Genomic DNA, 21,507 nt, shown 5'->3' with positions numbered 1-21,507 from the left:
CGTGACCGCTGCGGCTCAAGGAATCAAATGACTGCTGTCGCTGCGCTTGAAATGGATTTTGCAGGGCCGACTACTTACTTAAAATTGTATTGACGACGCATGGTGTTGTGGCAAAACCAGGGCATTGGTTTAGTGTACTAGAGTCCTCATAATACAAAATAATTTTACCCATCGTTGCCTTGTTTAGTAGCGCGGCGGCAATCAATTGCTTGTTGTTGTTGAGGATTGCAACAAAGCCACCTTGACACGTTGCAGATACAGCGGAAGTAACCTGAATACAGCTTGTTCCAGGATTGGTACTGTCTGCCCCTCCGTTCACTGCGACCGTTAAAATATTTGTCTCATATAAGATTTGCCCTGCAGCGAAAGACACTGACGTCTGTGCGCCTAAAATTAATGCCAACATGGAATAGGCCAACGCGAAGTTACTCTTACGAACGGACAACATTTAGTTTCCTTTGTTGATCAAAAAATTGACGAGCGGCGAATACTTAAATTCAAGCTAATAATCTGCGATTTATGCGATACTTGACATGTCCAGGTATCTGCGTTTACTTAATGAATGGCCTATAACATTATTCTCTCAATTTGTAGCAGCCTAACGTTTGACTTAAGCGGACCGCTGAAGGCGGGTCCACTTGAAGGAAGGATTAGGCGCCATACGTTACCTCAGCGACAAAGCCTGTCTTGGCGAGCGACGACACCAACTCACGTGCTGATGTGACCGTCAGGGTATTTATCAGCACCGAGTTTCCGGCCAAGCAACTTTCAACAGCTTCCTTTGCAGCGGCTAACCCAAATGATGAATGTTGACGAAGAGCTTGGATTGCCGAAACCGCTAAAGCGCCTGGCTTCCACCCGGAAAGTCGAACCTGGGCATTCGCCTGTGCACTCGCATTGCCCGATAGGCGGAAGGCTTCCATCGACTCTGCCAAGGGACGGTGATAGCTGACGAAAGATGGAGGTGCGTCGTTCCGCGGAACGAAGAGAGGCGCGTTGCCCACTAGGCTTTCGTTGATATCTCCCGTCTCGACGAAACCAACTGACTGATAGTAGTAGATCCAGCCTTCATTGAACTCTTGGACTTTCGACTCAAGAAGTACCGCGCTGGCCTCGGCAAACGGACCTTCAGAAAGAATGGCAAGAGCAATCGTCTTGGCGGACTCGGCGGTTCTCATATGGCGCCTAACGTTTGACATGAGAGGCGGCGCCCGGCTTGCCGGGTGACGTCCTCTCGATGGAAGGGTTAGAGCGATTGGCGGTAAACATCGGGTTTGAGGATTTCCATCATGAGCGACGGATTGGCCAGTGCGTTGAACTCGAACTGCTTGTACAAGCCATGTGCATCCTTGGTTGCGAGAATGAAGCGCCTAAGACCTTGCAGGTCTTTGTGCTCCGTGATGACTTGCATTAGCCACTTCGATAAGCCTTTGCCTCGATGTGCATTGAGAATGAATACGTCTGCGAGATAGGCGAAAGTGGCTTTGTCAGTGACCACACGAGCGAACCCTACCTGCTCGGCCCGGCGATACAGGCCGAAGCACAGGGAGTTCCTGATGGCGCGCTCGACTACAGAGCGCGGAATGCCGGGCGACCAGTAGCTTTGTGTGAGAAACGCATGAATGAATGTGACGTCAAGCCGCTCCGGATCAGTGGAGATTTCGTACTCGTCGTGCTGAATGTGGTCTGACATATGAAGCGCTCTAACGTTTAACTTAAGCGGCTGGCCAAAGGCCAGTCCGCTTGAAGGAAGGGTTAGGCATTTGTTCGCTTCTGCCACAAGAATCTTGGAAGGTTGATGCGTGTTTCAAGCGAACCGTTCCACTCGACTTCAAATCCCTCCCGTCGGAGGCGTTCGCAAACCATCTTGCCGACAGCGACGCTTTCGACGGGATCGTCATTCAGAGCTCCGAACGCAAGCATGATGCCTCCACCTTCCAGGGCGCGCTCAACGTCCTGGCCATGATAGAAGCAGTAGGACTTGTAGTGACCAGACGGCCCGTTTGCCGTGGCCTCACTGACCTCAGAGTAACCATCGGACATGGTGTAGCCGGCGTTGCCGAGAGCACAGATTCCTTGTTCATGTAGCTCGTAGAACGCTCGGTCGAGCCTGTCGCAGTCGGTAGTAGCCGGCCAGCCAGCCTCAGCCGACAGCTTCAGTTTAATCTCCGGGGCGATGCAGTTCCGGAGCATTTGCGCATCGCAATCGTGCTCAAGAACATCGTCGATCATGGATTCAATCTGCGCAGGCGAATAAAACCCTGACCACACCCAACGCTTGATGCAATCCAGAACGTAGTTTTCACTTTCGGTCACTGCATGCTCCTGGGGAATGCCTAACGTTCGACGTAAGGGGCGGCCCGCTTGCGGGACGTCCCCTTGGCGGAGGGGTTAGGTCTCGGTGGCATACAGACAAACTGCAAAGAGCCACGAACCCAGAACGCCCAGCCAAAGGAAGAGCAGGAGGCGTGTGGCCGCTGCTGGCCACCAGCGCGAGAGGCCTGCGCGTTTGGCGAGCAACGCAACGGTTGCTCCACCGTTGAGGGCTGGCAACGGAAAGAGATTAAGGGCTGCGAACTTGGCTGCCACAAGCGCCAATGTGCTAGTGAAGGTAGTCGAATGGAGGACGGCAGCAGCGCCATGGAGGAGCGACTGCGCTTCGCCTAAGGGCGATGCGGCCCCGGCAAGAATTTGACCAGGGAATCGCAGGAACGCCTCGAACGCGGTGGTGCCCTTGAGGCCGACCGCGAGGAGAAGAAGCGCGAAGCAGCCCGACAGAGTGACGGACAATTGTTCGATCGTCGATCGACGATCGATTGCAGTTCTCAATTCAGAGTCGGGGACTATGTCATCGACTGTGTGGAGAAACCTGACGTAGCCGCCCGTAGGAAGGGCCCCAAGGCGATAGCCATTTGCCTGAAATAGCGTGGGACCGTAACCCAGCGATACCAGCACCACCTTCACTCCGATGGCGCGAGCTGCGATCGTCATCGCAGCGATATGAACAATCACCGCCACGAGAACGGCAAGGAGTAGGTAGAGCATGGTATTTGAGAGACCTAACGTCAAATGGACAACCGCCGCCCGACGCGGCCGGTTGGTCTAAGGTCTTTGGAGGCATTGCGCATGACCGCAGTTTCGCCTCTGAAAACCATAGCTGTCATCTGCTTTCGAGGGATGGGCCGGCGCATTGGCACGCCTAAAAGTTTGCGGATGCGCTCGCCCGCTTCGGCGGCCTCCATGATTGCCTCGGGGTTCAACGTGGGGACACCTTGGCGGAATTTCGTGTCACGGCGCGTGAAGTTGGCGGTGCGGTGAGCGAGGGGTGGGCTTGCCCGTCAGGTGGGCCGGAACGGACTCGTTTTCCGGGGTCTCGACTGCGACGCCCGAAACTGCGCCGGATCGAAACTCTGACGCTGGCGCAACAGTTCGTCGCCATCGACGCGCTCGGCCAGGCTCTCGATGTCCCGGCTCGCCACGCCAGCCTGGGCGAAGTGCGTTCGCCACTCGTTCACCACCGCAATGACGGCGACCACTTCGGCGGCCGCCTCGTCCGGGCGCAGGCCAAAGGCCTCGCACTGTGACATCGCGTTGGCCAGCGTCGAGTCCCGGCCCTCGGCGCCGCAAATCTCGGTATGCGCGCGAGTTCCTAGCCGATGGATGTCACAAGCGAGCCTTAGACGAGCACGTCACGGATCGCAGCGTCTTTCCCGAACTGTGCCTTCGCGAACGGACACAGCGGGACGACCTTGATGCCGGCGCTCCGGACCCAACTGACAAGTGCATCGAGCAATTTGCGCCCAACGCCCTGACCGCTGAATGAAGGGTCGACTTCGGTGTGGTCAATGATGATCAGTGATGCGTTGGTGCGGCTGTAGGTCATCTCGGCGACGCGCTGGCCATCCTTCAGCACAAAGAAGGCACCCTTTGATTGTTCGTCTTCGTGTTCGACCAAGTGTTCCATGGCGTAGCGGTTGCAATTTGGATCTGTGGTGCTGCCTCACGAATGAAACGAGCTTTCGCGTCTCGTGCGGTTTGTCGTCAACTCATTCGGCAGGGTAAGTCCATGGTGATTTTGACCGGAGGATTTGGGTCTCACCAAGAATGTTTTTGCCATGCACGGCCTCAACGAGGCAGGCCGTCCTGAGAGTGACGCGTTGGCGGCGGGTCGAGCGGTGACGGGCGGACTTCGGCGAGCTCAGCCTGAACGGCGGCGGACATGGCCAGCAGGCTTCGACAAGCTCAGCCCGAACGGGAATATCTCAAGCTTCGTTGGCGTGTGACCGGCGGCCCTGGCTAGACGCGGGCGACAGGAAAATGAAGTCCGCCTTGCGTACTCAAACCGTTCGCCTGTCGAAGAGTCTTCCGGCCGTTGGTCCCAAGCCCTGGGTGGCGTCGCAGCAAATATGGCACTCAAGTTGCCCAGGACGCTGAAGAGTCGTCGTCCGGGGAGTTTCGGCGTGCCAATAGATTGCAACAGAACGACCTGTTTTGTACCCATCTATCAGCACAAATACAAGCTACCGCTTCATGTCCCGGAACGCCCCGAACAGCCACGCCCGCATGCCGATCAGCAGCGTCATCGGCCGCTTCTGGTCGGCCGGCAGAGCCCTGTCCGACAGGTGCTGCTGCGCGAAGTCCTGCGCCAGGCGCTGCAGCCGCTCCTGGAAGGCGATGGCGTGGCGCGGGGCCACCTGGCCGTGCACCAGCGCCAGCAGTTCGGCCTCGCCGTCGAAGCCGCCGCTGTAGAAGTCCTGCACCACGTCTTCGCGGAAGAACTGCATCACCGGGCCGTGTGGGCGCCAGCGGAAGCCTTTGGCGAGCTGCAGGCGGTAGCGGTTCAGCGGGCGCAGCGCGATGATGCCCAAGCGGTCCAGCTGCGCCAGGTGGCGAATGACCTCGGGCTCGGTGATCCGGTAATGGCCGACCATCTGCTCCAGCGACCACTGGCTCATGCAGCAGATGGCCACCAGCAGCAGCTTGCGGTCCGCCACCACGGCGCGCTCCTGCTCCAGCGTGAGCTCGCGGCGCTCGGGCTGGGCTTCGGCGACCTGGCGTGAGAGCGCGGCGAAATCGGTCTTCAGCACGCGGCAGATCTCGTCCACGCGCGACAGCGGCATCTCGCCGCGCGACAACATGCGCTTGACGCTGGACTCGGCCATCTGCAGTTCTTCGGCCAGCGCGGCGTAGGTCAGGCCAGCCGCCTTCAGCTCGTTCTTGATGACCTGGATCAGGGCCTGAGTGCTGGCCATGCGGGCTCCTGTGGAAGGGTGGCGTATCGAATTACGATACCATACGTGCCATTCAGCGCCACACGGCATAGAGCCAGGCCACTTCGTCCGCTGGCCCGCGAACATCGCGTCCATGTTCAACGCTCCCGTCACCGACATGGACCCCTCCGCCGTCTCGTCCCTCGCCGTCCGCCGCGACACCGCGGCCTGGCGGCTGCAGGTCTGGCTGTCGTTCGGCATCGCCGTTTCGCTGTGCGCCATCGGCCTGGCCTGGCTGCCGGGCGACGACATTGACCGTGCCTTCATGGTCATGGGCTATGTGTTCTGCCTGTCCAGCGCGTTCGGCCTGGCCAAGTTCGTGCGCGACAACCAGCGCCGCACGGTCGACACGCCGATGTGGCGTCTGGTGGTGTGGGGCGGCTTTTTGCTGTCGATGGGGCTGACGGGCTGGGGCCTGTGGCGAATGGGCATACAGCCGGTGTGGAAGGCCTTCCTGCTGGTGTCGTGGCTGTTCCTGATCTCCAGCGTGTTCACGCTGGCCAAGACCCTGCGCGACGCACATGACGCCGACCTGCTGGAAGCCCGCCTGGCCGGCCGCCGCGAAGCCCTGCGTGAGGAGACTCGCTGATGTGCACGACCCCTGTTCTCAAGCCGGCCACGAAGACCGTGCGCAAGACCACCCGCGGCGCCGTCTCGGTCAGCCTCGGCATGGTGCTGGTCCTGGCCAGCTGGCCGCACACGGTGCTCGCGCACCAGGGCCCATCGGAAGCCAGCGAAGCCTCGGCGCTGTCGATCGCCATCTCGGTGGCCACGCCGCTGGCGGTGCCGGCCGCCGCGCTGTCGGCCGGCGCGGTGCTGACCGTGGTCTCGGTGCAAGCCGTGGCCGCCGGCACCGTGTGGGTGCTGGCCCGTGCCTCGGACGGCGCGCGCATCAGCCTGACGATGGCCGGGGCCTCGCTGGTCGCCGCCGGCACTGCGGTCACCGTGGTCGTCACCGGCACCGGCTGGGTGCTGTCCCAGGCGGGCAAGGCGCTGTGCTTCATCCCCAACGAGATCGGCGCCTCGCTGCTCTACAACGAGCCGGTGACGCGATGAAGGCGCTCCGAGTGCTCGTGGCCGGCCTGGCGCTGGCCTTGGCCGCGAATGCACACGCCGGCCAGGCTTGCGAAGCGCCACAACCGCCCAGCGTCGACGCGGTGAACCAGGGCATGGCCATGGCCCAGCGCACCTCGCAGGCGCTGGACGCCAGCGGCGCGCAAGTCGTGCTGCTGGCGCGCGCCGGGCAGGACCTGCGGCGCTACGGGCTGCAGTGGTCGCACCTGGGCTTTGCCTACCGCAGCACCGACGCGCAAGGCCGGCCCGCGTGGCGCGTGGTGCACAAGCTCAACCGCTGCGGCACCGACCGCGCCGGCCTGTATCGCCAAGGCCTGGGCGACTTCTTCCTCGACCAGCCCTGGCGCTACGAAGCCGCCTTCGCCGTGCCCACGGCCGAAGTGCAAGCCAAACTGCGTCCCTGGCTGGACGACAACCGCCGGCTGCCGCTGATGCACACCGCTGCCTATTCGATGCTGGCCTACCCCTGGTCCGAGCGCTACCAGCAGAGCAACCAGTGGGCCCTCGAAACCCTGGCCGCTGCGCTGGACGACAGCGCCACCGACCGCCACCGCGCCCAGGCCTGGCTGCAGCTGCGCGGCTACCAGCCCACCGTGCTGAACATCGACGCCTTCACCCGCCTGGGCGCCCGCGCCACGCGCGCCAACATCGCCTTCGACGACCACCCCAACAGCAAGCGCTTCGCCGACCACATCGAAACCGTGACCGCCGACTCGATGTTCAGCTGGCTCGCCCGCAGCCAGCTCGCCGGCGCACCGCAGCTGGTGCGTTGAACCGCTACATTGCTACCCGGCACCCGCCGCGCCAAAACCAAAGCCCCCGAGGAGACCTTCGATGTCCGCACCTTCGTCCAGCGAACACCCCAGCCAGTTCGCGCTGCTGGGCCAGCGCCGGTTCGCGCCGTTTTTCTGGGTGCAGTTCCTGGGGGCGATGAACGACAACGTCTTCAAGTTCGCGTTCACGGTGCTGGTGACCTACCGACTGTCAGTCGGCTGGTTGCCGTCCGCCATGGCGGGCTTGGTGATCGGCGCGGTGTTCATCGCACCGTTCCTGCTGTTCTCGGCCACCGCCGGCCAGCTGGCCGACAAGTACGACAAGGCGCGCATGACCCGCTGGGTCAAGAACCTGGAGCTGGCGATCATGGTGCTGGCCACGATCGGGCTGGTGACGCACCAGGTGCCGCTGCTGCTCGCCTGCATCTTCCTGATGGGGCTGCACAGCACGCTGTTCGGCCCGGTGAAGTTCGCCTACCTGCCGCAGCATCTGAACGAGCGTGAGCTGACCGGTGGCAACGGCATGATCGAGATGGGGACCTTCGTGTCAATCCTGCTGGGCAACGTGGCCGGTGGCATCTTGATCGCACTGCCCGAGAGCGGCGCCATCAGCGGCGCGCAGGCCGTGGCCATCGCCTGCCTGGCGCTGGCCGCGCTGGGCCGGCTGGCGGCGCAGTTCGTGCCGGCCACGCCGGCCACCGAGCCGGGGCTGAAGGTCAACTGGAACCCCATCACCGAAACCTGGGCCAACCTGAAGCTGGCGCACGGCCACCTGGCGGTGTTCCGCTCGCTGCTGGGCATCTCGTGGCTGTGGTTCTTCGGCGCGGTGTTCCTGTCGCAGTTCCCGGTCTTCGCGAAAGACGTGCTGCATGGCGACGAGCACGTGGCCTCGCTGCTGCTGGTGGTGTTCTCGGTGGGCGTGGGCATGGGCTCGCTGCTGTGCGAGACGCTGAGCCGCGAGCATGTGGAGATCGGCCTGGTGCCGCTGGGCGCCATCGGCATGACGGTGTTCGCGGGCGACCTGTGGTGGTCCTCTTCTGCGCTGGTGGCACCGGCGCTGCAGTACGGGCTGGGCAGCTTCATTGCCGAGCCGGCGCACTGGCGCGTGCTGGCGGACCTGTTCCTGCTGTCGCTGTTCGCGGGCCTTTACAGCGTGCCGATGTATGCGCTGATCCAGCTGCGCTCGCCGGCCAGCCACCGGGCCCGCATCATCGCGGCCAACAACATCCTGAACGCCTTGTTCATGATCGCCAGCAGCCTGATCGTCGGTGCGCTGCTCGCGGCCGGGTTCACGGTGCCGCAGGTCTTCGGCCTGCTGGCGGTGGCCAACGCGGTGGTCGCGTTGTGGATCTTCCTGGTCGTGCCCGAATACCTGCTGCGCTTCATCGCCTGGGTGCTGTCGCACCTGGTCTACCGCTTCCGGCTGCAGGGCACGCGCCACATTCCGGCCAGCGGCGCCGCGGTGCTGGTCTGCAACCACGTGAGCTTCATCGACCCGGTGCTGCTGATGGCCGCCAGCCCGCGCCCGATCCGCTTCCTGATGGACCACCGCATCTTCAAGATCCCGGTGCTGGGCTGGCTGTTCAAGCTGGCCAAGGCCATCCCCATCGCCCCGCGCGCCGAGGACCCGGCCGCCTACGAGGCCGCGTTTGACGCTGCGGATGCCGTGCTGGCCGACGGCGAACTGCTGGGCATCTTCCCCGAAGGCGGCATCACCCGGGACGGCACGCTGCAGCCCTTCAAGAGTGGTCTGATGAAGATCCTGGAGCGCCGCCCGGTGCCGGTCGTGCCGATGGCGCTGACCAACCTCTGGGGCTCGTTCTTCTCACGTGCCGAGGGCGGCACCGCAATGGTCAAGCCCTTCCGCCGCGGGCTGTTCAGCCCGGTGGGGCTGGTGGCGGCACCGGCGCTGGCGCCCGAAGCGGTGACCACCGAAGGACTGCACGGCCAGGTGGGCGGCCTGCTGGCCACGACTTCTTCGTGACACCGTGATCGCGCTGGACGCCAGCACCGCGGCCTGGCTGCACGGCCTGCTGGAGTACCTGGGCATTGGCGTGGGCATGGCGCTTTACCGACGCGCTTTGCGGGCCGATGCGACAGCGCCGCCCGGCGCGGGCAGCCTGCTGGCGCCCGGCCGCTTCTCGGTGATGGTCGGCCTGCTGGCCGGCGCGGCGCTGGGCAACAAGGCGGTCTACCTGGTCGAGCGGCCGGAGGTGGCTACCGCCTGGCTGGCGGGGCAGCCGGCACCGCTGGGGCAGTCCATCGTCGGCGGACTGCTGGGCGGCTTGATCGGTGTGGAGCTGGCCAAGGCCTGGACCGGGCAGAAGGCTTCGACCGGGGACGCGATGGTCTTGCCGCTGGCTGTGGGCCTGATCATCGGCCGCGTGGGCTGCTTCCTCGCCGGGCTGCATGACGACACCTACGGCCTGCCGACTGCGCTGCCCTGGGGCCTGGACCAGGGCGATGGCGTGGCGCGGCATCCGGTGGCGTTGTACGAGATGGCGTTTGTTGCATTGCTGGCTGCTGCACTGCAGCACCGGCGCGCCTCGCTGGCGCGTGTGGCCGGCCTGCGCTTCAAGCTGTTCCTCGCGGCCTACCTGCTGTGGCGGCTGCTGGTGGACGGGCTCAAGCCGGTGCCGGTCGCTTATCCGCTGGGTTGGTCCGGCATCCAGTGGACCTGTGCGCTGGCGCTGTTGCTGTACCTGCCTTGGGTGTGGCGCGCATGGCGGCAGCCCACGGCGGCGTTGCCGAACAAGGAGTTCGCATGATCGATCTGCTGTCTTTCGTGGTGGTGCTGTTCTTCAACCCGCTGACGCTGCTCGCGGTGTTCGCCTGGGCGGTGTGGATGTTGCGTGGCACCGCGGGGCTGCCCGGCTCGCTGAGCGAGGGCCAACGCCGCGGCCGCGTGCTGGCCCTGGTGGCGCTGGTGGTGCTGGTCGCCGGCTTTGGGTTGTGTGGTGGCGCTGGCACGGTGATGGGCCTGGTCGGGCTGCGCGAAACAAGCGCGGAAGCGCGCGCCTATGCGCCGCTGTTCCTGGTACCGGGCCTGCTGGGCCTGGCCGTTGCCTCGCTGTGCCTGTGGCTGATGCGCCGCTACCGCCGGCAGGACACGCCATGACCCGCAAGACCCGCCCCTGGCTGTTCTACGACACCACGCAATCGGTCTGCACCACCTGCCTGCGCCAGGTCGAGGCCAAGATCCTGATCAAGGACGATCAGGTGTTCATGGACAAGTGGTGCCCGGTGCATGGCACCGAACGCGTACTGGTGGCCGACGATGCGGCCTACTACCGCCAGTGCCGCGAGGTCTATGTGAAGGCGCCGGAGATGCCGCAGCGCTTTGCCACCGAGATGCGCCACGGCTGCCCGTACGACTGCGGGCTGTGCCCGGACCACATGCAGCACAGCTGCCTGTCGGTGGTGGAGATCACCGACCACTGCAACCTGCGCTGCCCGACCTGCTACGCCGGCTCCGGCCCGGAGCGGCTGACGCACCGCTCGATGGCCGAAGTGAACGCGATGCTGGACGCGGTGATCGCCAGCGAAGGCGAGGCCGACGTGGTGCAGATCAGCGGCGGCGAGCCCACGCTGCACCCGCAGTTCTTCGAGGTGCTGGACGCGGCGCGGGCGCGGCCGATCCGCCACCTGATGCTCAACACCAACGGCATCCGCATCGCAGAAGAGCCGGGCTTTGCTGAGCGGCTGGCGAGCTACGCGCCGGCCTTCGAGGTCTACCTGCAGTTCGACTCGCTGCAGCGCGCGCCGCTGCTGGATCTGCGCGGCGCCGACCTGCGGCGCATCCGCACGCAGGCGCTGGCGCGGCTCAACGAAGTGGGCCTGTCCACCACGCTGGTGATGACGGTCAAGCGCGGCGTGAACGACGAGGAGATTGGCGAGGTGATCCGCTTCGCGGCGGCGCAGCCCTGCGTGCGCGGCGTGACGCTGCAGCCGGTGCAGGACGCCGGCCGGGTCGAAGGCTATGACGCGGCCCGGCACCGGCTGACGGTGAGCGAGATCCGCCGCCGCATTGCCGAGCAGTCCGGCCTGTTCACGCTGGAAGACGTGCTGCCGGTGCCGTGCAACCCGGACACGCTTGCAATGGCCTACGCTCTGCGCGCGACACCCGGCGGGGAGCTGCAGCCACTCACGCGTTTCCTGGACCCGGCCGCGCTGGTGGAGGCCGCCAGCAACACCATCGTCTTCGAGCGCGACCCGGCGCTGAAGGACCAGGTCTTCCGGCTGTTCTCGACCAACCATTCGCCGCAGTCGCAGGCCAGTTGCCTGTCGGAGCTGATGTGCTGCCTGCCGCAGATCAGCGCGCCGCAGGGGCTGGACTACCGGCACGTGTTCCGGGTGCTGATCGTGCAGTTCATGGACGCGCGCGGGCTGGACATTCGCGCGCTGAAGAAAAGCTGCATCCACATGGCGCTGCCTGACGGCCGCATGGTGCCGTTCGAGAGCCACAACCTGTTCTACCGCGAGCCGGCCCAACAGGCGATGCTGGCCACGCTGCGCGGTGAGCTGGACGTGCTGCATGCGCAGCGCCGGGATGCGCCACGCGGTGCGCTGTCCATCAAGCCAGCGAGTTGCTGAGCACGCCGGCGGCCAGCTTCTCGGGCAGCGCGGTGATGTCCGGCAGCGAGCCGCTGCTGCGCGGCACGATGGCCAGCGTGACGATGAGCTCGCTGCTGAAGGTGATGCGGGACGAAGTGTCAGAGCCGGAGTCGAACAGCACGGTGCTGTGGTCGCCGGTGGGGGTCAGGCGCACGCGGTAGGTGCCGGCCTCGACGGTGACGAAATCGCCCAGGTTGCCGATGGCGGAGATGGTCGCGGTGGGCGTCAGGTCGGCCAGGCTGCTGGTGTTGCTGATGTACAGGTCCAGCCCGTCCAGCAGCGGCGCGGCGTGCAGCAGGCGCACATTGAAGTAGCCGCTGGACGGGGCCGAGTTGGACTCCTCGATGCGCCGAAAGGCCATGCCGGCGCTCAGCGTGCCGTAGGCGATCACGGTGTTGTAGGTGTCGGCATTGAAGCTGTAGGCGGTCGACGGGCCCGTGGTGCCGCTGGTCGAAAACAGCGCGAGCGCGCGGCTGCCGCTGTCGATGCTGACGTAGTCGCTGGTCGTTCCGCCATAGGCGAGCGACGAGATCACGGTGCTGCCATCGACCTGCAGCTTGGCCGTCTCGAAGTCGATCGTGGCATTGACCAGGCGCAGCGAGGCGGTGTCGCTGTCGTCAGAACCGCCGCAGGCCTGCAGCGCCAGCAGGCTGCCACCGGTGGCCAGGCCGACGGCGGCCTGCAACAAGCGGCGACGTGCGAGGTGATGCGATTCAAGCGCCTCGGGCGCCTCAGCGGAGGAAACGAGGCTGGAACGGAGACGGGACGGCAGGCGCATGGACAACTCTTTGGGCAACAGAAGAATGGGTGGGGGCCACTGTCGCCAGGCCATGTCGCTGCCAATCGTTGCGGCTGGTGAAGTTGTGTGAAACAGGGAACTCTGGGCGGCGCGCGATGGGCGCCTTAAAATCTTGGGTTCCGCCTTTTGGTCTGCCTGGAAAGAGCCCTGCCGTGTCCGCCACCATCCTGCAAAAACTCCCCTCTGGCGAGCGCGTCGGCATCGCCTTCTCCGGTGGCCTGGACACCAGCGCCGCGGTGCACTGGATGCGCGCCAAGGGCGCCATTCCCTGCGCCTACACGGCCAACCTGGGCCAGCCCGACGAGAGCGACTACGACGAGATCCCGCGCAAGGCGCTGGCCTACGGTGCCGACATCGCCCGCCTGATCGACTGCCGCACGCAGCTGGTCAACGAAGGCATTGCGGCGATCCAGTCCGGCGCCTTCCACATCTCCACCGGCGGCGCGACCTACTTCAACACCACGCCGCTGGGCCGCGCCGTCACCGGCACGATGCTGGTGGCGGCGATGAAGGAAGACGGCGTCAACCTCTGGGGCGACGGCTCGACCTACAAGGGCAACGACATCGAGCGCTTCTACCGCTACGGCCTCCTGGTCAACCCCGCGCTGAAGATCTACAAGCCCTGGCTGGACCAGACCTTCATCGACGAACTGGGCGGCCGCAAGGAGATGAGCGAATACCTCATTGCCAACGGCTTCGACTACAAGATGAGCGTGGAGAAGGCCTACAGCACCGACTCCAACATGCTGGGCGCCACGCACGAGGCCAAGGACCTGGAGTTCCTGAGCGCCGGCATGCACATCGTCAAGCCCATCATGGGCGTGGCCTTCTGGCGCGAGGACGTGGCGGTCAAGGCCGAGCAGGTCACTGTGCGCTTCGAGGAAGGCGTGCCGGTGGCGCTCAACGGCCAGCAGTTCGCCAGCGCCGTCGCGCTGTTCGAGGAGGCCAACCGCATTGGCGGGCGCCACGGGCTGGGCATGTGCGACCAGATCGAGAACCGCATCATCGAGGCCAAGAGCCGCGGCATCTACGAAGCCCCGGGCATGGCGCTGCTGCACATCGCCTACGAGCGCCTGGTGACCGGCATCCACAACGAGGACACGATCGAGCAGTACCGCATGAACGGCCGCAAGCTCGGCCGCCTGCTGTACCAGGGCCGCTGGTTCGACCCGCAGTGCATGATGATGCGCGAGTCGGCCCAGCGCTGGGTGGCGCGCGCGGTGACCGGCGAAGTGACGCTGGAACTGCGCCGCGGCAACGACTACTCGATCATGAACACCGACAGCCCGAACCTGACCTACGCGCCCGAGCGGCTGTCGATGGAAAAGGTCGAGGACGCACCTTTCACCCCGGCCGACCGCATCGGCCAGCTGACCATGCGCAACCTGGACATCTCCGACACCCGCGCCAAGCTGGGCATCTACAGCCGCGTCGGCCTGCTGGGCACGGCCGAGAGCAGCATCGGGCTGATCAGCGCGCCGGCCAAGGGCGAGTGACACCGGCATTCACCTGGTTCAATCAAGGCCCTTCGGGGCCTTTTTTCATGGCCGCGGCCGGCACGCCTGAAAGTGGGATTGCCACCTGCCAGCGCCGCTGGCAGCATGCCGCGCTGACACGACAACACAGGCGCCGATTCGCGCCGCCAAGGGAGTTTGCATTGGAAGATCTCGACAAGCTGAACCGGCTGGCCGCCTCGCATGGCGCGCTGCAGCGCGGCACCGGCATGGTCTCGGGCGTGATTGCGCTGAGCCTGGCCATCCTGTGTTTCCTGGGCGTGTTGGCCTTCCACTTCCCGCAGTACCTGACGACGCCGCAGTTGCGCCAGTCGTACGACGTGGCGGTGATCCGGCAGATCATGCTGGGGGCGCTGGCGGTGTCGGGCGGCATTGCGCTGTTCAACATCCTGTTCGGCCGCGCACGCTGGCTGGCTTTCAGCGCGTTTGCGCTGGTCGGCCTGTGCCTGCTGCTGGGCGGGCACAAGGTGCCGGTCAACGACTTCCCCGACCACACGCCCTACATCGGGCTGGACTGGTTCATCCTGGACCTGCTGGGCTCGACGCTGATCTTCGTCTTCATCGAAAAGCTGTTTGCACTGCGGCGCGATCAGCCGGTCTTCCGCGCCGAGTGGCAGACGGACTTCCACCACTTCATCGTCAACCACCTGGTGGTCGGCTTTGTGCTGCTGGCGACCAACCTGCTGGTGCACAAGCTGTTCGGCTGGGCGGCAAAAGACGGCATCCGTGGCTGGGTCGAATCGCTGCCCTTCCCGGTGGCGCTGTTCCTGATCATCCTGGTGGCCGACCTGGTGCAGTACTGGACCCACCGCGCGTACCACGAGGTGCCACTGCTGTGGCGGCTGCATGCAGTGCACCACAGCGTGAAAAGCATGGACTGGCTGGCCGGCTCGCGCCAGCACATCCTGGAGCTGCTGATCACGCGCACGCTGGTGCTGGCGCCGATCTATGTGCTGGGTTTCAGCAAGGAAGTGATCGACGCCTACATCGTCGTGGTCGGCTTCCAGGCGGTGTTCAACCATGCCAACGTGAGCGTGCGGCTGGGGCCGCTGCGCTACCTGATCGTCACGCCGAATTTCCACCACTGGCACCACAGCCAGGACGACGAGGCGATCGACAAGAACTACGCGGCGCACTTCGCGTTCCTGGACCACATCTTCGGCACTGCCGTGAAGTCTGACCGGCCGTGGCCCGGCCAGTACGGCGTGTTGGGCGACTACGTGCCAGACGGCTTCTGGAAGCAGGTCGCCTTCCCGTTCCGCTGGAAGGGCTGAGGTGGCCCTCTACAGGTAGCGCATGCCGCGCCGGCCGGTGGCGCGCGGCGATACCACGCCGATTCCCGTCGGCGCCCGCCAGCGCCGCACCTAGATTGGCGAGGTGTTCCACTCCCGCACGCCTTGCTGGCGTGACTCCGCGTGAAGAAATCCATCCTGGCCGCCGCATTGCTCGCTGCCACCACGGCCTTTGCTGCAGCCCCATCGGCGCCGGACCTCACGACGCCCGCCGGTTTCCAGCGCAGCTGCGCCGAGATGCCTGTGAGCGCCCCCAGACCTGCCGCTGCGCGTCAGGCCCCCCAAGGGGGCCAAGAAAACTCGGGAGCGGCCCTTCGTTTCCTTGAGAGCGCCGACAGCCTGCCCAATGACGACGCCCGCCTGGCCTGGGTGATCTGCCGCGACGTGGACCAGGTGCGCGACCTGATCACCTGGGGCACGCAAGGCATGGCGATGCTGGACAAGGCGCATCCGAGCAAGGAACAGGTGGTGGCGGAGGTCACGCGCAAGGTCGACGAGCTGCGCGAGCAGCTGCGGCGCTCGCGCCTGCAACTGCAGCGGGTGCAGTTGGGCAAACGCACGTCCTTGCTGATCGCGCCTGGCCAGTGGCAACTGGACCTGAACGGCAACGGCCAGCAGGAGGCCTGGGAGACCTGGTTCTTCGCGCTGCCGCGGCCGCATGACGGCGCTTCGCAACCGCGGCTGCCGGACAACGACGAGGACCGCTACCGGCGCGAGTTCGACGCCAACGCGCTGATCCGCCTGGACCAGAGCGACGTGCTGTGGGCGCTGTCGTACCACCAGTTCCTCGAAGGCCTGCTGACAACCGTGCGCGCGTTTGACTTCGACACCGACCACGGCGAGCTGGTGCTGAGTCGCCCGGCCTTGCTGCGCAGCGCGCACGGCCTGATCGCCGCCGGCCTGGCGACCTCCGAGCAACTGCGCCGCAGCGTGCTGGCCGAGACCGACGACGAGCACGAATGGGTGGCCAACCCACGGCAGAAGAGCAGCGTGTTTCCCATCCCGATCACCGCCGCCGATTTCGAGACCTGGCGCGCGCTGCTGCAGGAACTGGACGCCGTGTGGCAGGGCCGGCACCTGCTGCCAACCACGCGCGGCGGCCGCGGCCTGCTGGCCAGCACCGCGCCGGTGTGCCCGGCGGGCCAGGGGCTGGACGTGGCACGGCTGTTCAAGTCACCGCCACCAGTGGGCACACGCGTGGGATTCGACCGGATGCCGGCGCTCAACAACCAATCCTGCCGCACTGTGGACGCCACGCACCCGCTGAGCAATCTGTCCACGCGCCTGGACCGCACGGCCAGCGAGGCCGGCGGCATGGCCGCATTGCGCTACCTCTATTGGGTCAACTGAGGCGCCCGATCAAGGCCTGCTCAGTCGCGGCTCAGCCAGCGCTTGAGCAGCCGCACCCAACGGCCCATTCGGCGCTTGACGACCCGCGCCGCGCGCCACGGGCGCGAGGCGCGCACCTGGGCCAACAGGCGCTCCTTGAACACGGTCCAGCGTGCGTAGTTGCGGGCGAACCAGCCCAGGCGCATCAGCGCCGGCTGGGTCAAGGTGAACAGGCGCGCGACGATGGCGGTGCCGGCCACCTTGGCGGCCACGATGACCAGCGTGCCCAGCAGCGCATGGCCGCGGCTGATCGCGAACAGCGCCAGCAGCTTGACCGGCAGCAGCGCCAGCGTGGGCAAGGCAAACAGCGCCAGCGCACCATACGGCGGCAACGACTCGATCCAGCGGCCGATCCAGCGAAAGCCCGGCCACTGGCCGATGCGCGCCATCGCGCGCTGCAGCGGCTCCCAGCCCCATTCCTCGAACAGGATCAGCGCCGCCAGCGGCCACTCCCACAGGCCGCGCACAAAGCGGCGCCAGAACGGCTTGCGGTGGGGTGGACGCGGCGGGGGGCTGCTTTGCATCAGCCGGAGTGTGCCTCGGCTTCGAGTGGGGCCGCCGCGGGTGCGAGGCAAGCCAGCAGTTCGGCCAGCCAGGCCTGCAGCGCGGCGCCGCGGCGCAGGCCGGTGACCGGCTCGGCACTGGCGGCCTTGTCAGCCTGCGCCTCGCGGCGGCTGGCCAGGCTGTCGGCCGGCATCAGTTGCCAGACCGGCAGGCTGCGCTGGGTGCGCAGCGCACGCACGCGCTGCAGGCGGCGCTCGCGCACCGCGTCGTTCCACGGGCGGTCGAGCAGGATGACCAGTGGGCGCTGCGGCTGCACCGCGATGCGTGGTTCGTCGGCAGGCACACCATCGGCCACCAGCAGCACCTGCGCCTCGGGCGCGTCGCGGAACTGGCGCAGCAAGGCTTCGCGTTCGTTCATCGTGCCCGCCAGCGCAAAGGCCGGCAAGCCAGCTTCGCCCATACGTTCGGCCAATTCGGGCAGCGTCTCGGCGTCTTCGGCGAACACCACCACACGGCGCACACCGTCGGCCATGGCCTGCTGCAGCAGCGCCGGCAGCGCCGCTTCGCCGGCTTCGCGGCAGGCCTGTTGTTGCGCTTGCAGTTGACGCTGCAGCGCGAGCTGATCGCTGTCGGACAGGAAACCGCTGCGCTGCCAGCGCGACAGCAACTGCAGTGCGGCGGCCTGCGCCTTGTCATGGGTCTCACGCTGCAACGCGGGCAGTGGGCACGCCAGGGTCTGCGACGCCCAGGCCGGCCATTGCTGTGCCACATCGGCAAAGCGGCGTTGCAGCAGCAGCGGTGCGAGCACCGCGTCGCCTTCGCCGTCCAGCCAGTCGGCCAGCGCGCCGCTGCGCTGGCGGTCAATGCGTCGCAGCCAGGCTTCGGCGCCAGCGCGGTCGGCCTGCAGCAGGTCGGCCGGGCAGAGCACCCAGCACCAGGTCGGTTGATCGGCCAGCACGGGCAGCGGCGCGCGCAAACCGTCGCGCTGGTCGACGATCAGCACGCTGCCGGCTTGCAGCGCGGCCAGGTCGAGTTCGTCGGTCCATGCCAGCAGGCGCGGCGGCGCGGCTTCATCCGCGGCCGGGCTCTCAAGAAATCGAAGGGCCGTTCCCGAGTTTTCTTGACCCCCTTGGGGGGCCTGGCGCGAGGCGGCAGGTCTGGGGGCGCTCAGCAAAGCCTGCCATTCGGCCAGGCGCTCGGCGGGGGCCAGCACAGTCACCGTGTCGGCGCCGAAGTGGCGGCGGACCAGTTGCCAGGCCAGCGCAGCTTCGCGCGCCGGTTCGAGTTCGGCATCGTCAGCCACCAGGCAGGTGCCGACGCAGGCGAGGAAAAACGCGCCTTCGAGCTGGGCGGGGCGAGGCGTGAGGGCCTGAGGCGACTCGGGCAGGGCCACGCCGTCCAGTCCTTGCGGGTACAGGGCTTCGAGGTGATCGATGCGGCCGTGCAGGTCGCCCTGGGCGGCAAGGTGCTGCCACACGGCGTCATCCACCACCAGCTTGTGCCCGGCGTGCCTGGCCTCGGCCACCAGGGCCGCCAGCGCGTCGGTGCTGCTCAGCGCCAGCACGCCGCCGGCCTGCTGCAGCGGGGCCACTGCGTCCAGCAGGCTGTTGGGGCAGCGGCTGCCGCTTTGCCAGCGCAAGGTGCAACGAAGGCCGTCGTCCTGCAGCGTGAGCTGGCTGTGAGCGGGGCGCGGCGGGAGGGGTGGGAGCGGCGGGGCGACGGGCGCGCTGGGCGCCTCCACCGGCACGGCTTCTTCGGCGATGGGCAACGGCACTTCGGGCTCGACAGCGGGCGCCGGCTCGACATCGACTGGCAGCGCAACGACGAGCTCGGCTTCGACTGCGACCTCCTCGACCACCGGCGAAGCCTTGGCAGGGCGCGCCGTCTTCGAAGCGGGCTTCTTGGCGCGGGCACGCGGTGCGGGCGCTGCTGCCTCGGTCTCAACGACCTCGACAACCTCCGCCACAGGCGCTGCCACCGGTTCAGCCGGCTTGGCGCGCGAGCGCTTGCGCGGCGCGGAGGCCGGCGCCTCGGCGGCCTCGACCACCGGCGCAGCGACTTCTGCCGCAGCCTTCGGCGGCTTGCGCGTGCGGGCGGGTTTGGCGGCGGGTGTCGGGGTGTCGACGATGAGGTCGGCAGCGGGTTCAGCCGGCGCGGAAGCCGCGCGGCGCTTGGCAGAGGTCGCCATGGGGCGAGTTCATCCGTGGTGAAGAAGGGGAGGTGCCCGGCCGCCAGCGACGGTGCACTGCACAAGGGCGGCGCACGGCCAGCGGTGGGCTGTGAGGAGGTCTCTGTTCGCTAGACGCCGCGTGCCCGGTCGGCCGCGAACTGGCGGCGGAATTCGGCGAAGGTGCCGGCGTCCAGGGATGCGCGCACTTCGCGCATCAGGTTCAGGTAGTAATGCAGGTTGTGAACCGTGGCCAGCATGGGCCCCAGCATTTCGCCGCAGCGGTCCAGGTGGTGCAGGTAGGCGCGGCTGAAGCCGCCGGCGCCCATCCCGGCAACATTCGCGTCGCCCGCGCAGGCATAGCAGCTGCAGCTTTCGTCGATCGGCCGGTGGTCGCTTTTGTGGCGCGCGTTGCGGATCTTCAAATCGCCGAAGCGGGTGAAGAGGTGACCGTTGCGGGCGTTGCGGGTGGGCATCACGCAGTCGAACATGTCCACGCCGCAGACCACGCCTTCGACCAGGTCTTCCGGCGTGCCCACGCCCATCAGGTAGCGCGGCTTGTGGGCCGGCAGCAAATGCGGCGTGTGCGCCATGATGCGCAGCATCTCGTCCTTGGGCTCGCCGACGCTGACACCGCCAATCGCATAGCCCGGCAGGTCCAGTTCGACCAGCGCATTCAGCGAGGCTTCACGCAGGTTTTCGAACATGCCGCCCTGCACGATGCCGAACAGCGCGTTCGGGTTCTGCAGCTTGGCAAACTCGGCCTGCGAGCGCTTGGCCCAGCGCAGGCTCAGCTCCATCGAGACCTGCGCTTCCTTCTCGGTCGTGCGGTGGCCCTTGGTTTCGTAAGGCGTGCACTCGTCGAACTGCATGACGATGTCGGAGTTCAGCACCGTCTGGATCTGCATCGAGACTTCCGGCGTGAGGAACAGCTTGTCGCCATTGACCGGTGACGCGAACTTCACGCCTTCCTCGGTGATCTTGCGCATCTCGCCGAGCGACCAGACCTGGAAGCCGCCGGAGTCGGTCAGGATCGGCTTGTGCCAGTTCTCGAAGCCATGCAGGCCGCCGAAGCTGGCCATCACGTCCAGCCCGGGCCGCATCCACAGGTGGAAGGTGTTGCCCAGGATGATCTGCGCGCCCATGTCGTGCAGCGAGCGTGGCAGCACGCCCTTGACGGTGCCGTAAGTGCCCACCGGCATGAAGATCGGCGTCTCGACCACGCCGTGGTTGAGCGTCAGCCGGCCGCGGCGGGCATGGCCGTCGGTCTTGAGCAGTTCGAACTGGAGCATCCGGGGATTGTCGCGCAGTGGGGCACCCGGTCTCGCGGGTGGGCGCTGGCCTGCTGGCGGGACAATGCACCCATGCCCTTCAGCCTGAACCAGCCGGTGCATCACGAGCTGGTGATCAAGAAAAGCCGCTTCATCGCCTGCGTGGAACCGATGGCCGACCGCGCCGCAGCGGTCGCCCGCGTGGCGGAACTGCGTGCCCAGCATCCCGGTGCCAACCACGTCTGCTGGGCCCTGATGGCCGGCGGCCAGTCAGCCGCCAATGATGATGGCGAACCCGGTGGCACCGCCGGTCGGCCGATGCTGGACGTGCTGCGCCACCAGGACCTGGAAGGCGTGATGGCCAGCGTGGTGCGCTATTTCGGCGGCGTGAAGCTGGGCGCTGGCGGCCTGGTGCGCGCCTACACCGACGCGGTGGCGCAAGCCTTGTTGGGCGCCGAGAAGACGCCGCTGCAAAAGCGCATCGAATGGCGCTGCGAGGTGCCGTACGCACTGGAGGGGCGCTTTCGGCGGGAGCTGGACCTGGCCGGTGCTTCTTTGCTCGACGCAGGGCACGGTGACGGCGTGGTGCTGCACTTCTCGGTACTGGCGTCTGCTTCGGAGGCCTTGAAGCTTCGATTGGAAGAAGCGGGTCAGGGAAAGTTGTGCTGGCTGACTGACTGACTAGGTTTCAGTGGCCAAGGCCAACGGGTGGCCGGCTCCGTTCATGTCCCCCGGCCTTCGGCCTCCTCCTTTACTTCACTGCGCCGGCCACCCGCCGTCCTTGGAACTCCACGGTCTTGGGGTTTCACGGTCGAACAGCCAAAACACCGCGCCAGATCA

The 21,507-nt window shown here is 66.1% G+C and carries 23 protein-coding genes; 11 read left to right on the top strand and 12 right to left on the bottom strand.

Features of this window, described 5'->3' with window-relative positions; all coding sequences use genetic code 11:
* Positions 1 to 70: 70 nt before the first annotated feature.
* From AC3WR5_RS19030 to AC3WR5_RS18995, 8 genes are all read right to left on the bottom strand, one after another.
* Positions 71 to 448 (bottom strand): hypothetical protein, encoded by a 378-nt coding sequence (locus AC3WR5_RS19030; RefSeq protein WP_492486292.1) that lies wholly within the window; start codon positions 446 to 448, stop codon positions 71 to 73.
* Positions 449 to 650: 202 nt separating this feature from the next.
* A complete protein-coding gene (locus AC3WR5_RS19025) occupies positions 651 to 1,178 on the bottom strand; it encodes a YrhB domain-containing protein (protein ID WP_492486291.1) in 528 nt (175 codons plus the stop codon).
* Between the two features lie 68 nt (positions 1,179 to 1,246).
* Positions 1,247 to 1,693, bottom strand: coding sequence for a GNAT family N-acetyltransferase (locus AC3WR5_RS19020; RefSeq protein ID WP_492486289.1), 447 nt, complete (start codon positions 1,691 to 1,693; stop codon positions 1,247 to 1,249).
* A gap of 62 nt (positions 1,694 to 1,755) precedes the next feature.
* Positions 1,756 to 2,316, bottom strand: a complete 561-nt coding sequence (locus AC3WR5_RS19015; protein ID WP_492486288.1) for a DUF6891 domain-containing protein — start codon at positions 2,314 to 2,316, stop codon at positions 1,756 to 1,758.
* A gap of 75 nt (positions 2,317 to 2,391) precedes the next feature.
* Positions 2,392 to 3,045, bottom strand: a complete 654-nt coding sequence (locus AC3WR5_RS19010) for a site-2 protease family protein (protein WP_492486287.1) — start codon at positions 3,043 to 3,045, stop codon at positions 2,392 to 2,394.
* 293 nt (positions 3,046 to 3,338) lie between these two features.
* Positions 3,339 to 3,587, bottom strand: a complete 249-nt coding sequence (locus AC3WR5_RS19005) for a hypothetical protein (protein WP_492486286.1) — start codon at positions 3,585 to 3,587, stop codon at positions 3,339 to 3,341.
* Between the two features lie 89 nt (positions 3,588 to 3,676).
* The gene (locus AC3WR5_RS19000; RefSeq protein ID WP_492486284.1) at positions 3,677 to 3,964 is read right to left on the bottom strand and encodes a GNAT family N-acetyltransferase; all 288 of its coding nucleotides are present in this window, start codon (positions 3,962 to 3,964) and stop codon (positions 3,677 to 3,679) included.
* Positions 3,965 to 4,520: 556 nt separating this feature from the next.
* The gene (locus AC3WR5_RS18995; RefSeq protein ID WP_492486282.1) at positions 4,521 to 5,252 is read right to left on the bottom strand and encodes a helix-turn-helix domain-containing protein; all 732 of its coding nucleotides are present in this window, start codon (positions 5,250 to 5,252) and stop codon (positions 4,521 to 4,523) included.
* Positions 5,253 to 5,364: 112 nt separating this feature from the next.
* Between AC3WR5_RS18995 and AC3WR5_RS18990 the strand changes: the two genes are divergently transcribed.
* The 7 genes from AC3WR5_RS18990 (at position 5,365) to AC3WR5_RS18960 (ending at position 11,710) form a co-directional block, all read left to right on the top strand.
* Positions 5,365 to 5,859: a YiaA/YiaB family inner membrane protein gene (locus AC3WR5_RS18990; protein ID WP_492486280.1), complete on the top strand. Its 495-nt coding sequence runs from the start codon at positions 5,365 to 5,367 to the stop codon at positions 5,857 to 5,859.
* Positions 5,859 to 6,326 (top strand): hypothetical protein, encoded by a 468-nt coding sequence (locus tag AC3WR5_RS18985; RefSeq protein ID WP_492486278.1) that lies wholly within the window; start codon positions 5,859 to 5,861, stop codon positions 6,324 to 6,326. The genes AC3WR5_RS18990 and AC3WR5_RS18985 overlap by 1 nt, the downstream gene beginning before the upstream one ends.
* A complete protein-coding gene (locus tag AC3WR5_RS18980; protein WP_492486277.1) occupies positions 6,323 to 7,117 on the top strand; it encodes a DUF2145 domain-containing protein in 795 nt (264 codons plus the stop codon). The genes AC3WR5_RS18985 and AC3WR5_RS18980 overlap by 4 nt, the downstream gene beginning before the upstream one ends.
* A 61-nt stretch (positions 7,118 to 7,178) precedes the next feature.
* Positions 7,179 to 9,101 (top strand): MFS transporter, encoded by a 1,923-nt coding sequence (locus AC3WR5_RS18975; RefSeq protein ID WP_492486276.1) that lies wholly within the window; start codon positions 7,179 to 7,181, stop codon positions 9,099 to 9,101.
* A 4-nt stretch (positions 9,102 to 9,105) separates the two neighbouring features.
* Positions 9,106 to 9,885: a prolipoprotein diacylglyceryl transferase family protein gene (locus AC3WR5_RS18970; RefSeq protein WP_492486275.1), complete on the top strand. Its 780-nt coding sequence runs from the start codon at positions 9,106 to 9,108 to the stop codon at positions 9,883 to 9,885.
* The gene (locus AC3WR5_RS18965) at positions 9,882 to 10,235 is read left to right on the top strand and encodes a hypothetical protein (RefSeq protein WP_492486274.1); all 354 of its coding nucleotides are present in this window, start codon (positions 9,882 to 9,884) and stop codon (positions 10,233 to 10,235) included. The genes AC3WR5_RS18970 and AC3WR5_RS18965 overlap by 4 nt, the downstream gene beginning before the upstream one ends.
* On the top strand, positions 10,232 to 11,710 hold the full coding sequence (locus tag AC3WR5_RS18960; RefSeq protein WP_492486272.1) for a radical SAM protein: 1,479 nt from the start codon (positions 10,232 to 10,234) through the stop codon (positions 11,708 to 11,710). Before AC3WR5_RS18965 ends, AC3WR5_RS18960 begins: the two co-directional genes overlap by 4 nt.
* Here the strand turns inward: AC3WR5_RS18960 and AC3WR5_RS18955 are convergent.
* A complete protein-coding gene (locus AC3WR5_RS18955) occupies positions 11,691 to 12,509 on the bottom strand; it encodes a DUF4397 domain-containing protein (protein WP_492486270.1) in 819 nt (272 codons plus the stop codon). The two genes, AC3WR5_RS18960 and AC3WR5_RS18955, sit on opposite strands and share 20 nt — an antisense overlap.
* A 173-nt stretch (positions 12,510 to 12,682) precedes the next feature.
* Between AC3WR5_RS18955 and argG the strand changes: the two genes are divergently transcribed.
* The 3 genes from argG to AC3WR5_RS18940 all read left to right on the top strand — a co-directional run bounded on the left by argG (position 12,683) and on the right by AC3WR5_RS18940 (position 16,686).
* Complete coding sequence (argG, locus tag AC3WR5_RS18950) at positions 12,683 to 14,026, top strand: argininosuccinate synthase (protein WP_492486268.1); 1,344 nt, start codon at positions 12,683 to 12,685, stop codon at positions 14,024 to 14,026.
* 161 nt (positions 14,027 to 14,187) lie between these two features.
* The gene (locus tag AC3WR5_RS18945; RefSeq protein WP_492486266.1) at positions 14,188 to 15,318 is read left to right on the top strand and encodes a sterol desaturase family protein; all 1,131 of its coding nucleotides are present in this window, start codon (positions 14,188 to 14,190) and stop codon (positions 15,316 to 15,318) included.
* 141 nt (positions 15,319 to 15,459) lie between these two features.
* Positions 15,460 to 16,686, top strand: coding sequence for a hypothetical protein (locus tag AC3WR5_RS18940; RefSeq protein WP_141287241.1), 1,227 nt, complete (start codon positions 15,460 to 15,462; stop codon positions 16,684 to 16,686).
* 20 nt (positions 16,687 to 16,706) lie between these two features.
* Here AC3WR5_RS18940 and AC3WR5_RS18935 read toward each other — a convergent pair whose 3' ends face one another.
* The 3 genes from AC3WR5_RS18935 to tgt all read right to left on the bottom strand — a co-directional run bounded on the left by AC3WR5_RS18935 (position 16,707) and on the right by tgt (position 20,688).
* The gene (locus tag AC3WR5_RS18935; RefSeq protein WP_492486264.1) at positions 16,707 to 17,249 is read right to left on the bottom strand and encodes a hypothetical protein; all 543 of its coding nucleotides are present in this window, start codon (positions 17,247 to 17,249) and stop codon (positions 16,707 to 16,709) included.
* Positions 17,249 to 19,417, bottom strand: a complete 2,169-nt coding sequence (locus tag AC3WR5_RS18930; protein ID WP_492486263.1) for a hypothetical protein — start codon at positions 19,415 to 19,417, stop codon at positions 17,249 to 17,251. The genes AC3WR5_RS18935 and AC3WR5_RS18930 overlap by 1 nt, the downstream gene beginning before the upstream one ends.
* A gap of 110 nt (positions 19,418 to 19,527) precedes the next feature.
* Complete coding sequence (gene tgt, locus AC3WR5_RS18925; RefSeq protein ID WP_492486261.1) at positions 19,528 to 20,688, bottom strand: tRNA guanosine(34) transglycosylase Tgt; 1,161 nt, start codon at positions 20,686 to 20,688, stop codon at positions 19,528 to 19,530.
* 72 nt (positions 20,689 to 20,760) lie between these two features.
* On the opposite strand from tgt, the gene AC3WR5_RS18920 reads away from it, so the two are divergent.
* Positions 20,761 to 21,348, top strand: a complete 588-nt coding sequence (locus tag AC3WR5_RS18920) for an IMPACT family protein (RefSeq protein ID WP_141290658.1) — start codon at positions 20,761 to 20,763, stop codon at positions 21,346 to 21,348.
* Positions 21,349 to 21,507: the final 159 nt, after the last annotated feature.

This window comes from Ideonella sp. FW305-24 (assembly GCF_058788035.1).
The sequence above is the reverse complement of the archived record's forward strand: the minus strand, read 5'-3'. Positions and strand labels throughout refer to the sequence as shown.

What these genes read in the sequence shown, in the direction of transcription:
- AC3WR5_RS18990 (WP_492486280.1), top strand. Translation starts at nt 5,365, where the DNA reads ATGTTCAACGCTCCCGTCACCGACATGGACCCCTCCGCCGTCTCGTCC.
- AC3WR5_RS18980 (WP_492486277.1), top strand. Translation starts at nt 6,323, where the DNA reads ATGAAGGCGCTCCGAGTGCTCGTGGCCGGCCTGGCGCTGGCCTTGGCC.
- AC3WR5_RS19020 (WP_492486289.1), bottom strand. Translation starts at nt 1,693, where the DNA reads ATGTCAGACCACATTCAGCACGACGAGTACGAAATCTCCACTGATCCG.
- AC3WR5_RS18960 (WP_492486272.1), top strand. Translation starts at nt 10,232, where the DNA reads ATGACCCGCAAGACCCGCCCCTGGCTGTTCTACGACACCACGCAATCG.
- AC3WR5_RS18955 (WP_492486270.1), bottom strand. Translation starts at nt 12,509, where the DNA reads ATGCGCCTGCCGTCCCGTCTCCGTTCCAGCCTCGTTTCCTCCGCTGAG.
- AC3WR5_RS18985 (WP_492486278.1), top strand. Translation starts at nt 5,859, where the DNA reads ATGTGCACGACCCCTGTTCTCAAGCCGGCCACGAAGACCGTGCGCAAG.
- AC3WR5_RS18995 (WP_492486282.1), bottom strand. Translation starts at nt 5,252, where the DNA reads ATGGCCAGCACTCAGGCCCTGATCCAGGTCATCAAGAACGAGCTGAAG.
- AC3WR5_RS18920 (WP_141290658.1), top strand. Translation starts at nt 20,761, where the DNA reads ATGCCCTTCAGCCTGAACCAGCCGGTGCATCACGAGCTGGTGATCAAG.
- tgt (WP_492486261.1), bottom strand. Translation starts at nt 20,688, where the DNA reads ATGCTCCAGTTCGAACTGCTCAAGACCGACGGCCATGCCCGCCGCGGC.
- AC3WR5_RS18935 (WP_492486264.1), bottom strand. Translation starts at nt 17,249, where the DNA reads ATGCAAAGCAGCCCCCCGCCGCGTCCACCCCACCGCAAGCCGTTCTGG.
- AC3WR5_RS18930 (WP_492486263.1), bottom strand. Translation starts at nt 19,417, where the DNA reads ATGGCGACCTCTGCCAAGCGCCGCGCGGCTTCCGCGCCGGCTGAACCC.
- AC3WR5_RS19000 (WP_492486284.1), bottom strand. Translation starts at nt 3,964, where the DNA reads ATGGAACACTTGGTCGAACACGAAGACGAACAATCAAAGGGTGCCTTC.
- AC3WR5_RS19010 (WP_492486287.1), bottom strand. Translation starts at nt 3,045, where the DNA reads ATGCTCTACCTACTCCTTGCCGTTCTCGTGGCGGTGATTGTTCATATC.
- AC3WR5_RS18975 (WP_492486276.1), top strand. Translation starts at nt 7,179, where the DNA reads ATGTCCGCACCTTCGTCCAGCGAACACCCCAGCCAGTTCGCGCTGCTG.
- AC3WR5_RS18965 (WP_492486274.1), top strand. Translation starts at nt 9,882, where the DNA reads ATGATCGATCTGCTGTCTTTCGTGGTGGTGCTGTTCTTCAACCCGCTG.
- AC3WR5_RS19005 (WP_492486286.1), bottom strand. Translation starts at nt 3,587, where the DNA reads ATGTCACAGTGCGAGGCCTTTGGCCTGCGCCCGGACGAGGCGGCCGCC.
- AC3WR5_RS19025 (WP_492486291.1), bottom strand. Translation starts at nt 1,178, where the DNA reads ATGAGAACCGCCGAGTCCGCCAAGACGATTGCTCTTGCCATTCTTTCT.
- AC3WR5_RS19030 (WP_492486292.1), bottom strand. Translation starts at nt 448, where the DNA reads ATGTTGTCCGTTCGTAAGAGTAACTTCGCGTTGGCCTATTCCATGTTG.